Here is a 12,180-nt window from a genome sequence, read left to right on the forward strand (position 1 = left end):
CTCTCAAGGTTGCAGGGGGGCGGGGGTGCCCGGGGGGCGGTGGAGTCGGGAGCGCTCTCAGGGTGCGTGGGGGCGGGCGCTCTCACGGTGGGTGGGAGCGGGCTTGCGGGCCGGGCGGCGGGCGTACGGGCCGGGCGGCGGGAGCGCTCTCCGGGATCGGCCCGGCGGCCGTGCGGGCCGGGGTTGCGCGCGCGGGAAGCGCTCTCACGGTGACCGGGGGCGGTCTGTCGGTCAGGGATGTACAGCTCGGGAGCGCTCTCACGGTGAGAGGTTCGCGCTCCTGCCGTCGAGGTGGGCGGCTTCACCGACTTCGAGCCGTGCCCGATGGGTCACAAGCGCCGCCGCGAGTGCGAGGCCCCGAGTGCAGCGGCCGGCCTCCCGGCCCACCGTCACCGGCCACCGATGGCTGGCGTCGCCCGGGCCGCGTATTACCCCGTACGGCTGCGGCTTCGGGCGCCGGGCCGGGAGGAGATGCCAAGATCTGGGCGAGGGGCGGTTTCGGTTCGGCGATCTTGGAGTCCCATGCCCGGCAGGTCACGCTCTCCCATCCGCTACGGGCTGACGGCGCTCGCCGTTACGCTCTCCCTCGCGTGCGCGCTTCCGCAGTCCACGCCAACTCCCCAGCCCGAGCCCGCTGACGCGTCCCCGGCGCCTGCCGCGCCCGCGCCCGCGCCCGGCGGGACGTACCCCGGGCCTTTCTGGGTGAACCCGGTGGGGCCCGCTGCCGCCCAGGTCACCGAGTGGCACCGGGCAGGGCGGTCGGCGGACGCCGCGCTGGTGGAGCGGATCTCGCTGCGGCCCCAGGCGGACTGGCCCCGGGCGGACGGAGTCGAGGAGTCGGTACGCGATCTCACGAGCGCCGCCGCCACGGCCGGCCGGGTCCCCGTTCTCGTCGCGTACAACATTCCGCACCGTGACTGCGGGGGCCTGTCACAGGGCGGCGCGAAGAACGCGGACGCGTACCGGCTGTGGGTCGACGCCTTCGCGCGTGGCATCGGCGAGCGGCCCGCCGTCGTGATCGTGGAGCCGGATGCCATCGCCCACTTGGTGAGCGGGTGCGACGCAGCGCCATCGGCCGAGCGGCTGTCGCTCCTCGCTTACGCCGTCGAACAGTTGAAGCGCGGGCCCGCCACGAAGGTGTACCTGGACGCAGGGCACTCCGGCTGGATCAAGGACCAGAAGCAGTTGGAGGGACCGCTGCGGCAGGCGGGCGTGGAAGAGGCGGACGGGTTCTCGCTCAATGTGTCCGCGTTTCAGACGAACGCGTCCAGCGCCGAGTACGGGCACCGCCTCTCCGCCGCCCTCGGCAACAAGCACTTCGTCGTCGACACGAGCCGCAATGGCAACGGCCCATACGCCGGTACCGATTCCTGGTGCAACCCGCCCGGCCGTGCGCTGGGCACTCCGCCCACGGCGAGCACCGGCGACCCGCTCATCGACGCCTACCTCTGGATCAAGCGCCCCGGCGAGTCGGACGGGACTTGCCGGGGCGGCCCGCGGGCGGGGCGCTGGTGGCCGGAGTACGCCTTGGAGCTGGCCCGGGGAGCGCGCGCATCGGACACGTGAGACGGCCGTTGTGGTGGTAGTGGTCATGATCGGCGGTGCTGTAAAGCGGTGCTGAAACCTGGGCCGACAACGTTCCCGTCCCGCCCGGTCGGCCCGGTAGGCCCCGCTGGCCCGACCGTCACCCGCCGGCCCGACCGTCACCCGCCGGCCCGACCGTCTCCCGGTCTCTAGTGAGCCTGCCTTCCGTCCTGGTGCCGCTCGGGCCGGTGTTCCTCCTCGCGCTCGGCCGGCTCCTCCTGGGGAGCGCCGGTCCCGTCGGGCCGGATACGGACGGCCTCGGCTCGAATCAGGGCGTTGAGCGCCGCGAAGGGGTCGATGGGCATGGGTGAACCACCTTGCTGTGTAAGCGAGTTGACTGTCCGACCTGGTTCCGTGAGGAACGGTCAGCAGCGCAGCACCACACAGCGGACGCCCGTAGCCGTAGCCGTAGCGGACGGACGGGCATTGTCGTACGAGGCGGGAAGCGGAGTTCGAGAAGACGTTTCCTGGACGGCCGGGTCGCGGGAGGGGCGGATCTGCCGCACGGCCCGGATCGGCTGCGGGGGCAGCACCGCTTCGGCCGCGTCGGGAGCGCTCTCGTTCGACGGGTCGGGTGTCACCAACACCGTGGACGCAGCCACCGTCCGCCCCTCGGCCGCCTCGGCCCCGGGCGCACCCCCGAACAGCGCGCCGAGCACCAACAGCACCGCGAGGACACGGCGCAGGGCGGCGAGGGAGGCGGACGGCACGAGGACAGCTCTGCCCAGCTACGCCGCCGAAGTGCGCGAATTCCGCTGAGATCCCCCTACTGGGTGATTTGTGTTGCCGCTTTTGACGCCGCATCGGCCGGAGGCCCAAGCCGGGGGTAGGACGCGATGCCGCTGGCGCCACAAACGTCCCGCTCGTCCGCCACCGTCACCGCCTCAGCACCCGCACGCCGTCGCCCCATACGCCGTATGTGTGTCGGCGCGCGGGGCACCGGCGCGCGGGCGGCCGGAGCCCACTCCGACGCTCCCACCGCGCCCGTCAGGCCTCCCCCATTGCGGTATCTCGCGTGGAGGAGGCCGAACAGCACATGGCCGCACAGCACGTGGCCGGGACAGTACCCCGAGAGGCGGAGAGCGCTCTCAGCGGGTTCGCCGGGGCCGTCAGCCCTGCGGCGGGCCGTCCTGCGGCTTGTCCGAGCCCAGCTGCTCGTTGAGCCTCTTCTGGGCCATGTCGACCTGGCTCTCGTACTTGTTCCCGGTCTTCGCGTCGAAGGCGTCGCCGCCCTTCTCGACTCCCTGGCGCGCGGTGTCCTCGTGACCCTTGAGCAGGCCCTTGAGCTTGTCGAGCATCGACATAACTGCCTCCTTGCGGATGCTGGCACACCCCAGCATCCGCGCATTCGCCGTGATGCGCACCCGCAGGAGCCCACCGGGCCGAATGCGCCGGTCAGCGGGTCAACGGGACAGCGAGACAGCGGGTCAGTCGGCGGTCAGCTGTCCTTGCCGACTGCCAGCCGGCTGCCCGAGACGGTCGCTACGACGCCACCCTTGTCGACGCGTACGCCACGCAGGTGCAGATCCCGCGCCTCCTTGGGCAACGTGAAGGAGAAGGTCAGGCGGTCGGAGAGTTCCGGCGGCCGCATCTGGAGGAGTCCGGTGATCAGTTTCGGGTCGATGCCGATCTTCGAGAGCAGCCAGGGGTGGTCCACCACCACGTCCACGAGGTTGACGCGCATCATCTGCTCCACGAACATCGGCGTGCCCACCAGCTCGTGCAGCTTCGCCTCGTCGCGCAGGGCGGCATCGACGGCCGGCTGCGGTACTCCGAGACGCCGCACTACCGCGGGCACCGACAGGAGCTCCTTCACGCGCGCGGTGTCCCGGGCGATGAGTTCGGCGCTCTCCCGGTGCAGGGTCAGGCCCCGGTCTCGGCCCGGCCGGTATGTGGCGATGCCCGGCAGGTCGAGGCTCATGCCGTCGATGTCGGTGGACAGGCCGCGATCGCCGTCGAGCCTGAGTTGCGCGTCGGCCCGTACGCGCAACTGCTGGCCCGCGATGGTCAGTTGCCCGTCCGCACCGACGGAGTTCGCGTCGCGGCGGCTGAACTTGATCTGGGAAGCGGCGAGTTCGCGGTTCATGTCGTCGAAAGAAAGCGTGATCTCGCCATCCAGACTGCCGATGACGGCGCCACGTATGTCCTTGGGCAGATCGCCCGTCAGGTCGATGTCGCGTGCGCTGGCCCGCACTTTGGCGAGCGATATCCGGTCGGCCGGCACGTGCGGCACCGTGACGTCCACGCGCTCCAGGCGCTTGTCCAGCACCTGTGTGAGGAAGGGGAAGCCGTGGATGTCCACCTGGGGCGCGGCTTCCAGGTGGAGTTCCTTCTGGAGGGCCTGTTGTGCCTTCTTCTCCGCGTACATCGCGGCGCATCGGTCCGCCAGGATCAGGAATCCCGCGAGCACGACCAGGGCGGACAGCAGTTTGGCGGCGCGGGGCAGCGCGGCGAACGCGCTTCGGGGACGTCGTCGGCCCCGTCGGGCGCGCCGGCCCCTTCTGGCCTGCCGGAGCTCGGGCGGCGGGAACCAGAAGTCGTCGTCCGGGTCGATGTCCGGTAGGCCTCGTGAGAGCGCTCTCGGCGACCTGTCCAGCACTGTCTCCGCAGGCCGCGGCACCGCCGCCGGTATCTCCTGAGATGCGGGATCCGGGGCGTACCAGGTCTCGTCGGCGGGGTGGCGCTCCGGCTCAGGATGCGGCTCGGGCTCGGGGTGGGGCTCCGGCTCGGGGTCGGCGAGCGCCGCGAGTTCGTCATAGGGGTTGCGGTAACGGGGCTGCATGCGCGTGGGGGTTCGCATCACCTCATCCCACCACACATGATCCACTCGTACGCAACCGACTCTTGCCGGCGCGGCCTTGGGGGCGGGCTCTGAACGCGCTCTCACGGGCCGCGCGGTGCGCCGGCGTGGCGAACAACACGTCAGGCGGCGGGCGCCTCCTGGGTTCGCTGCTTGCGGGCCGCCATCCACGCGTACAGGAGAACGCCGGCGAACAGGAACAGCACGCCCTGGTAGACCGCTTCGTAGCCGGAGCCCGCCACGAGCCACATGGAGAAGCCGAAGGCGAGTACGGCCAGGACCGCGTCGCGGATCAGGCGGGAGCGGTGCACGCGTTCGGACTGGCCGGAGGCGAGGAAGTAGATCTGCGCCGCGGTCGAAAGGAGGTAGGGGACGGTGGCCGTGAAGGTGGTGACCAGGACCAGGATCTCGAAGACGCCCTTGGAGCCCGCGGTGTAGTTGTAGACCGTGAGCAGCGAGGCGAGGACGGCGGTGACCAGGACGCCCGCGGTCGGCACACCACGCCGCTTGACGGCGAACATCTTCGGGAAGAGACCGTCCTTGGCGGCGGCGTACGGGGTCTGGGCGCTCAGCAGGGTCCAGCCGTTGAGCGCGCCGACCATCGAGACCAGGGCGGCGAGGGCGACGGCCGTGCCGCCCCAGGAGCCGCCGAACATGGAGTTCACGGCGTCCGTGAAGGGGGCGGTGGAGCCGACGAGCTTGTCGTGCGGCACCGTGCCGAACACGGAGAGCGTTCCCAACAGGTAGATCACGGCGGCGCCGATGGTGCCGAGGATCGTGGCGCGGCCGACGTTGCGGCGCGGGTCGCGGACCTCGCCGGCGCTGACGGCTGCGGACTCGACGCCGAGGTAGCTGAAGAGCAGGATCGCGGCGGAGGCGGATATCGCGCCGAGTCCGGAGTGGCCCTCGCTCTGGAAGGGTCCGAGGTTGGCGGGGTCGAAGAAGAACAGGCCACCCACCGCGACCAGGAGCAGCGGGGCGAACTTCAAGACGGTGGCGATGAGTTGGACCGCGCCCACGTACCGGGTGCCCGCGAGATTGGCGAGTGCCGGGAGCCACTGGAGGAGCAGGGCCGCCGTGATGGTCGCCGCCTTGGAGCCGTGTACGGGTATGAGCACGTCGAGGTAGCCGACCGCGGCGACCGCGAGGGCGGCGTTGGAGACCCAGGTGGTGATCCAGTAGGACCAGGCCGCCAGGAATCCCGCGAAGTCGCCGAACGCCTCACGGGCGTAGACGTAAGGGCCGCCGGTCTGGGGGTGGCGTTCGGCGAGGCGGCCGAAGACCAGGGCTAGTGCGATCGCGCCGGCGGTCAGGACCACGAACGCGACGAGGCTGATCGTGCCGAACGGGGCGACGGAGGCGGGCAGCAGGAAGATCCCGCCGCCGATGATGTTGCCCATGACCAGCGCAATGGCGATCGGCAGACCGAATTGCCGGGCATGCTTGCTCTGGGCTTCTTGCGTGGTCATGGTGGGGTGGCGCGCCTCTCGTACGGAACAAACCTGACCATGGTCGGGCACGCGGTTCGGCGTACCAAATCACTCGGTTTTGTCCTGTACGGCGCCTCCAGCAACCGGAAAAGATCCTTCCGGTTGGCCCGTCGGCGGCGAATCCTCCATGCGTGCCGCGCGCTCACCCTTCGCCGCGCGCTCACTCTCCGCCGCGCGCTCACTCACCGCCGCGATCTCGCTCCCCCACCAGGATCTCGGCCGGTGCCGCGGCCTCGACCCGCGTCGGGGCTCCGGCGACCAGCGGAATCTGAGGTCCTTGGCCTTCGCGCAGCCAGCGGCGCAGCACGCGATGCACCTGCTCGGCGCCGACCAGCTCACCCTCGTCCGCCATTGGCGCCGACAGGGCGAGGGGCGAGATCAGGAAGGGGCGGGACTGTTCGCCGCCGAGTCCGCCGTGTGATCCGATCTGCTCCTCGAAGGCGTGCACCCGGCCGGTGTCCGGGTCGTACATCGAGTTGACCATGATGTCGGCGGTGTGCGGGAAGGTGTCGGTGCGCCGGATCGCGTCGGCGGCCCCGGCCGGGAACCCTTTCAACGGGCCCTGCCCGTCGGTTAGTTCGGCCAGCGGAACCTCGACGCGTCCGGCTCCCAGTACCACCGCGCCGTGCGCCTGACTGCGGACGAGAAGGAAGCCGATGCCGGGGTGGGCGGCCAGGGTGGCGAGCAGCGCCGGGTGACGGCGGTCGATGTGCTCGCGGGTCATGCGGCCCTCTACGTCGGGGAACGAGACCAGGCCGAGGTTTCCGGAGGCGAGCACCACCGGGTCGGGCCGGCTCCCCGGCGGGCACGGCCCCGCGACGGGGTCTTCCTCGACCGGCCGGCGCAGCGCGACCCGGACCGCGTATCTGGCCTCCGCCCCGCTCCTGGTCCGTCGGGCCCTGCGGGAGACGGGCAGACCGCAGCCGGCCCGTACAAGATCCTTCAGGGTGAGTCCGAAAGCGCTCTCAAAAGTCTCGCCGGGGCTCTGGCCGTGGTCCGAGAGCAGCACGACGCGGTAGTCGCGCGGCGCGTGTTCCGCCGCGTCGGCGATCAGCGCGAGGCAGCGGTCGAGGCGGCTGAGAACCTTTTCGGCGTCCGCGCTGTGCGGCCCGGAGTGGTGGGCCACCTCGTCGTAGGCGACGAGGTCGGCGTAGACGGCGGTACGTCCCGCGAGCATGTCGCCCATGACGGCGGCGACGACCACGTCGCGCTCGACGACCGTCGCGAAGGCGCGGATGAGGGGGTAGAGCCCGCCGCGTCCGATGCGCGGGGTCTGCTTGCGGAGCCTGGCCCGCGTCGACTGGCCGATCTCGCGGGCGACCTCCGCGAGGAACGAGCCCGCGGTGCGTACCGCGTTGGCCGGGTCGGAGAAGTAGGCGAAGTAGCCGGCGCGAGAGCGGTTTCGGCGCCCCCTGCGGGCGGCGGCCGTCAGGACCAGTGCCACCTGGTCCGCGCCGCCGGAGAACAAGTTGCCGCGGCTTGCTCCGTCGACGGTCAGCAGCCCGCCGTCGCCGGTGCGCTCCACCGCACGGCGTTGCAGTTCGACGGCCGAGGAGGGCCGGTTGGAGACCATCACCTCGCCGCTCTCCTTCTCGTACCAACGAAAGGCGGGCACGTCGAACGTGGTGCCGTGCAGAATGCCGAGCTGGCTCGCGCCGGTCTGGCTCGACCAGTCCGTACGCCACGGGGTGAGGCGGTGGGTCTCGCGCAGCCAGGCCGCGACGGTGGGCATCAGGCCCCGCTTGACGGCGTCGCGCAGAAAGCGCTCTCCGACGCCGTCGAGCTGGATGAAAACGATGCCCGGCGGCTGTGGCGCGTCCCCCTCGCCGCGTCTGCGCCTGCGCCGCTGGGCGAGCCGGGACAGGCGGCGCCGGTAGGCGTCGTCGTCCCGCACGGCAAGCGCGGTCGAGGTCGCCGACGCGACCGCCGACATCACGGCGGCGACGATCACCGCGGTCTCGGGTTCGGCAGCGCCACTCCCGGTCGGGATGAGCCGGAGCGCGATCAGGAGCAGCGAGCCGTTCAGGAAGAACACCAGGAGACCGAGCACCAGCGCGGGCACCAGCAGGAACGCGCGCACGACCAGGGGCCACACCAGTGCGCTGAGCAGCCCGAAGGCGGCCGCTCCCCAGCCCGCTGTGAGCGCGACCCGGGTGATGCTGTCGCCGCTGTCAGAGGTCAGTTTGAAGTCGGGCAGGAGGCCGGCGAGCAGCATCAGGGTCAGCGTCGAGACGACCCACACCACGATCACCCGGAGCAGGGCGCTGCCCGTAGTCCGCCATCGCCCCACGTCCGCCTGCCCTTCGCCGTGCCCGTTCCTCGCCCACCCTGTCACAGGGGCGGACGCGGCTTGTCGGGAGCGGTGCGTGCCGGGAGCGGTGAGCCCGGGAGTAGTTGGCCCACCCGCTGTGGGCGCGGGGGACGCCGCCGCCAGGGAGGGGGCGGGCGTGCCGGGTGGGCGACGCGTGGGACGAGGGTGCGTGGGACCGGGGTGCATGGGACCGGGGTGCGTGGAGCCGGTCGTGGGACTGGGGGCGTCAGCAGCCGTCGTATCCGGCGGTGGGCATGGAGAGGCGGCGATGTATGTGGGCCTTGCCTGCGGCGTCGTACGCGGGCTCGACGAGCCCGGCGGTCGACAGGCGCACACCGCGCCGCTCACACTCCGCGGAGAACTCCGGCACCGACCTCAACGCCCTTGCCAGAACACGCTCGTTGGGCGCGACGAACACATCGACCAGACCCGCGTCGACATCCGTCCACAGACCCGCGTGGTCCGGGCGCAATCCGTAGAAGAGCAACTGCCGGGTGACGGTGTACCCCTTGCTCTCGGCCCAGCGCACGCACATCTCGTGCTGGCTGCGGGTGTCCACGAGGAAGGGGTCGAGATCGAGTTCTTCCAGCGGGGTCAGGCTGGCGATGGCCGCCACCCGTATCTGCTCCATGCCGCGCCCCAGTCCCCCGGTCTCCGGGTCCCCCGTATGCCGTCGGGGCGACCCTACTCCCCCCTGTTGGCGCGCCGGAGCCGCCCCGGGGGCGGCCGGTCCGCCGATCTGGTGGGCCACCGGAGCCGGGTGGCGACCGCATGCTCGCGACCCCGGGTGCCCCACGGTGTACGCGGGGAGATTTAGGCTCGTCGGCGAAGGTTGGTGCGGCACCCGTCGCATCGACCGGCGAGCAGAGAAGAGGGTTTCGTGCCGGTGGAAGTCACTTGGTGGGGTCATGCCACCTGCACGATCGAGGATTCCGGCGTCCGGCTGCTGACCGATCCGCTGTTCGCGCGCCGCTTCGCGCATCTGCGACGACGCCGGGGAGCGCTTCCAACGCCCGAGGCCGGGGTGGCTGACGCCGTGCTGGTCTCGCATCTGCACGCCGACCATCTGCATCTGCCCTCGCTCGCGCGGCTCGCTCGGCTCGCGCCCGGAACGCGCGTGATCGGGCCGGCCGGCGCGGTGCGTGCGGTGCCGGGACTCGGGCGCCTGGACTTGCGTGTCACCGAGGTACGGCCCGGGGACGGCGTCGACGTCGGGGGGCTCCGGGTACGTGCAGTGCCGGCCCGGCACGATGGGCGCAGGCTGCCGATGGGGCCGCGCCGCTGCCCCGCGCTCGGTTACGTCGTGGAGGGCGCGGCCCGCACGTATTTCGCCGGGGACACCGGGCTTTTCGACGACATGGCGTCGGCGGTCGGGCCGGTGGACGTGGCGCTCCTGCCGGTCGGCGGCTGGGGCCCGGGCCTGGGCCTGGACCATCTCGACGCGGGTCGCGCCGCGCGGGCCCTGGCCGAGCTGGGAGCGCTCTCAGCGGTTCCGGTGCACTACGGAACGTACTGGCCGGTCGGCATGGAGGGTGTGCGGCCGCACGAGTTCTACGCGCCCGGCGAGGAGTTCGTACGGCAGGCGGCCAGGCTCGCGCCGAAGGCAACGGTGCACCGGCTCGAGCACGGCGAGAGCGTCCGCGTGGAGGCCACGCGATGATCACTGGTCGCGCCCTTGAGCTGGCGTCGGCGGTGGCGCCCGAGACGACTCAGCAGGCCGTCGGTTATCCGACGCTGTTCACCCTGGTGGCGCTGGGATCGCTGGTGCCGGTGGTGCCCACGGGGGCGCTGGTGTCGTCGGCGGCGGTCGTGGCCTTCCATCAGACCGCCTGGTTCTCGCTGCTGCTGGCGTTCGGGGTGAGTGCGCTGGCCGCGTTCCTGGGCGATGTCGCGCTGTACTGGCTCGGGCAGCGCGGAGTACGGTCCAAGAACGGCTCACGTCTGCTGGCGCCCCTGCGCGGCCGGGCCACGCCGGACCACCTGGACCAGGCGCGGCGCAAGCTCGACCAGCACGGCGTCATCGTGCTGGTGCTGTCCCGTCTGGTGCCGGCCGGGCGCATTCCGGTGATGCTTACCTGCCTGCTGGGCGGGATGCCGCTGCGGACGTTCGTACGGGGCGACATCCCGGCCTGCCTCGCCTGGGCCGGCGCGTACGGCCTGATCGGCATACTCGGGGGCTCCCTGTTCGACGAGCCCTGGAAGGGCGTGGCGGCGGCCGTCGCTCTGACCCTCCTGATCAGTGGGGCACCTGCGGTCTGGCGCAGGATGCGACGGGTGCGGCGGGAGCGGGTGGCGGCGGGTGGGGGCTGAGAGCGCTCTCGGGCTGAGTGCTGGGCGTATGGACGTGCCGACCCGCCGAACCCTGAGAGTGCTCCCAGATCGGGTCAAGGGCAGATGGGCGTCTGGGCCCCGCCGGGGCTGGGAGCGCTCTCGCCCCCGGAGTGGTCTCAGCCGTGCCGGGGGTGGTCTCAGCCGTGCCGGGGGGTGGGCGCAGCCGTGCCGGGGAATGGTCTCAGCCCAGAACGGCGAGCGCTGCGGCGAAGTGCTCCAACGCCGCCTGTACGTGCGGGAGTTGGAGGGGGTCGGGGGCCGTTAGGGCGTTCAGTCGTTGTTCCGGGGTTGAGCCGAGGAGTGGGCCGGTGGCGAGGCGGACGCGGAGGGCTGCGAGGTCGTCGCCGAAGCGGTGGCCGCCGGGGGTGGGGGTGGCGAGGCGGGCCGTCAGGTAGTCCTCGAGTTCCATGGAGTCGGTGACCCCGTGGGTGGCAAGGCGGGCGCGGAGCGGGCCGAGGTCGGCGTAGAGATGGCGGCCTGCCTGAGGGGGCCGGGCGAGTGCGCCTGCGTCGAGTACGGCCTGGTGGGCGGCGGCAGCGACCCGGGCGTGCAGCGCGGCCGCCCGCCGGGTGCGCTCGACGACGTACGCCGGCTCGGTGAGCGCGAGGGCCGCGGCCGCGGCGACCGGGGCCGCGAGCACCGCGCCCAGTGCGGCGAGGTGGTCCAGCGTGCGGGCCCGGTGCGGGGCGTCCGCCGGGCCGGCCGGGAAGCGGGCGACGGCGGCGGGCCAGCCGGGCGGGGTGAACGCGCCGCCCAGGTCGGTGAGGACCGTCACGTCGTCGGGGCACATCTCGGCCGGGCTGATCGGCACCGTTTCATGGGGGCGATGCACGGTGTCGCGCCAGGTCTCGTCACTGATGATGTGCAGTCCTTCGCCGACGGCCGCCTCACAGGCCTCCCGAAGGATCTCCGGCGGCGCCACCGTGGCGGTCGGATCGTCAGCGACGCAGAGCAAGAGCAACCGGGGCGCTCCGCCCTCGGCGCGTACTCGGCGGATCGTTTCGAGCAGGGCGTACGGGTCGGGTACGCCGCCGCATTCGGCCGGGGTCGGCACGTGGTAGCCGGGCCTGCCGAGCAGCCTGGCCTGCGGCGTCCACCAGGCCGGGCACGGGCGGGGCATCAGAACGTCTCCGCCGTACGCGCCGAGGAGGGCGACGAGGAGTGCCTGGCCGCCGGGGGCGGCGACGACGCGTTCGGGCTGGGTGGGCAGGCCGCGTCGCAGCCAGTAGCCGCAGGCTGCCTCACGCAGTTCGGGCCCCGCGCCGGGTGGCTCGGGTTCGGTGCGCCGCGCGGCCGCGTTGAGCGCGGAGACGAGTTCGGGGAGTACGGGCAGGCCGGGGCCCGGGGCGGGTGGCCCGTAGCGCACGGGCCCCCGGCCCTCGGCGACCGTCCCTGCCATTGGCGTTGCCTCCTAGAGCGCCTATTGACCGCGTTCGGCCCTGTTTGCCTATGTCAGCACCCGGCCCGTATGCGTTCGTGAGCGTTGATTGCGCATTGGTGAGCGTCCATGTGCGTACGCCTGGGTTCATCGCGTACGCCGCCTCCGTACGCCTCCGTACGCACGCACCCGCGCGATGCCCTTCCTGAACGTGAGTCCGCGAGTCCGTGAACCTGTGAGTCCGTAAGTCCGTAAGTCCGTAAGTCCGTAAGTCGAACCCTCCCAC

11 protein-coding genes are annotated in these 12,180 nt (G+C 72.0%); 3 read left to right on the plus strand and 8 right to left on the minus strand.

Features of this window, described 5'->3' with window-relative positions:
- The first annotated feature begins 522 nt into the window (after window positions 1-522).
- Window positions 523-1,566: a glycoside hydrolase family 6 protein gene (locus ACFYM2_RS06340; protein ID WP_388833841.1), complete on the plus strand. Its 1,044-nt coding sequence runs from the start codon at window positions 523-525 to the stop codon at window positions 1,564-1,566.
- Window positions 1,567-1,733: 167 nt separating this feature from the next.
- Here the strand turns inward: ACFYM2_RS06340 and ACFYM2_RS06345 are convergent, their stop codons facing one another.
- The 7 genes from ACFYM2_RS06345 to ACFYM2_RS06375 all read right to left on the minus strand — a co-directional run bounded on the left by ACFYM2_RS06345 (window position 1,734) and on the right by ACFYM2_RS06375 (window position 8,816).
- Window positions 1,734-1,889 carry a hypothetical protein gene (locus tag ACFYM2_RS06345; protein WP_388455822.1) on the minus strand — a complete coding sequence of 52 codons (156 nt, stop codon included), beginning with the start codon at window positions 1,887-1,889 and terminating at the stop codon, window positions 1,734-1,736.
- Between the two features lie 60 nt (window positions 1,890-1,949).
- Window positions 1,950-2,294: a hypothetical protein gene (locus ACFYM2_RS06350; RefSeq protein ID WP_388833844.1), complete on the minus strand. Its 345-nt coding sequence runs from the start codon at window positions 2,292-2,294 to the stop codon at window positions 1,950-1,952.
- Between the two features lie 399 nt (window positions 2,295-2,693).
- On the minus strand, window positions 2,694-2,888 hold the full coding sequence (locus ACFYM2_RS06355) for an antitoxin (protein WP_358993687.1): 195 nt from the start codon (window positions 2,886-2,888) through the stop codon (window positions 2,694-2,696).
- Between the two features lie 134 nt (window positions 2,889-3,022).
- Window positions 3,023-4,384 carry a DUF2993 domain-containing protein gene (locus ACFYM2_RS06360; RefSeq protein WP_388833847.1) on the minus strand — a complete coding sequence of 454 codons (1,362 nt, stop codon included), beginning with the start codon at window positions 4,382-4,384 and terminating at the stop codon, window positions 3,023-3,025.
- A gap of 122 nt (window positions 4,385-4,506) precedes the next feature.
- Window positions 4,507-5,853, minus strand: a complete 1,347-nt coding sequence (locus tag ACFYM2_RS06365) for an amino acid permease (protein WP_358993692.1) — start codon at window positions 5,851-5,853, stop codon at window positions 4,507-4,509.
- 199 nt (window positions 5,854-6,052) lie between these two features.
- Window positions 6,053-8,089, minus strand: a complete 2,037-nt coding sequence (locus ACFYM2_RS06370; RefSeq protein WP_388834246.1) for an alkaline phosphatase family protein — start codon at window positions 8,087-8,089, stop codon at window positions 6,053-6,055.
- Between the two features lie 322 nt (window positions 8,090-8,411).
- Window positions 8,412-8,816 (minus strand): hypothetical protein, encoded by a 405-nt coding sequence (locus tag ACFYM2_RS06375; RefSeq protein WP_388833851.1) that lies wholly within the window; start codon window positions 8,814-8,816, stop codon window positions 8,412-8,414.
- Window positions 8,817-9,065: 249 nt separating this feature from the next.
- Here ACFYM2_RS06375 and ACFYM2_RS06380 point away from each other — a divergent pair, with 249 nt between their 5' ends.
- Together ACFYM2_RS06380 and ACFYM2_RS06385 are read left to right on the plus strand one after the other, a co-directional pair.
- On the plus strand, window positions 9,066-9,845 hold the full coding sequence (locus ACFYM2_RS06380; protein ID WP_358993700.1) for an MBL fold metallo-hydrolase: 780 nt from the start codon (window positions 9,066-9,068) through the stop codon (window positions 9,843-9,845).
- Window positions 9,842-10,495 carry a DedA family protein gene (locus ACFYM2_RS06385; RefSeq protein WP_388833854.1) on the plus strand — a complete coding sequence of 218 codons (654 nt, stop codon included), beginning with the start codon at window positions 9,842-9,844 and terminating at the stop codon, window positions 10,493-10,495. Before ACFYM2_RS06380 ends, ACFYM2_RS06385 begins: the two co-directional genes overlap by 4 nt.
- 202 nt (window positions 10,496-10,697) lie before the next feature.
- Here ACFYM2_RS06385 and ACFYM2_RS06390 read toward each other — a convergent pair whose 3' ends face one another.
- Window positions 10,698-11,915, minus strand: a complete 1,218-nt coding sequence (locus tag ACFYM2_RS06390; RefSeq protein ID WP_388833857.1) for an aminotransferase class I/II-fold pyridoxal phosphate-dependent enzyme — start codon at window positions 11,913-11,915, stop codon at window positions 10,698-10,700.
- Between the last annotated feature and the right edge of the window lie 265 nt (window positions 11,916-12,180).

The sequence above is a fragment of the Streptomyces sp. NPDC006711 genome (assembly GCF_042869775.1).
In the GTDB taxonomy this organism is placed as follows: Bacteria; Actinomycetota; Actinomycetes; order Streptomycetales; family Streptomycetaceae; genus Streptomyces.

Coding starts and splice junctions, on each gene's coding strand:
- ACFYM2_RS06385 (WP_388833854.1), top strand. CDS start 9,842: ATGATCACTGGTCGCGCCCTTGAGCTGGCGTCGGCGGTGGCGCCCGAG.
- ACFYM2_RS06355 (WP_358993687.1), bottom strand. CDS start 2,888: ATGTCGATGCTCGACAAGCTCAAGGGCCTGCTCAAGGGTCACGAGGAC.
- ACFYM2_RS06340 (WP_388833841.1), top strand. CDS start 523: ATGCCCGGCAGGTCACGCTCTCCCATCCGCTACGGGCTGACGGCGCTC.
- ACFYM2_RS06370 (WP_388834246.1), bottom strand. CDS start 8,089: ATGCTGCTCGCCGGCCTCCTGCCCGACTTCAAACTGACCTCTGACAGC.
- ACFYM2_RS06375 (WP_388833851.1), bottom strand. CDS start 8,816: ATGGAGCAGATACGGGTGGCGGCCATCGCCAGCCTGACCCCGCTGGAA.
- ACFYM2_RS06345 (WP_388455822.1), bottom strand. CDS start 1,889: ATGCCCATCGACCCCTTCGCGGCGCTCAACGCCCTGATTCGAGCCGAG.
- ACFYM2_RS06360 (WP_388833847.1), bottom strand. CDS start 4,384: ATGCGAACCCCCACGCGCATGCAGCCCCGTTACCGCAACCCCTATGAC.
- ACFYM2_RS06365 (WP_358993692.1), bottom strand. CDS start 5,853: ATGACCACGCAAGAAGCCCAGAGCAAGCATGCCCGGCAATTCGGTCTG.
- ACFYM2_RS06390 (WP_388833857.1), bottom strand. CDS start 11,915: ATGGCAGGGACGGTCGCCGAGGGCCGGGGGCCCGTGCGCTACGGGCCA.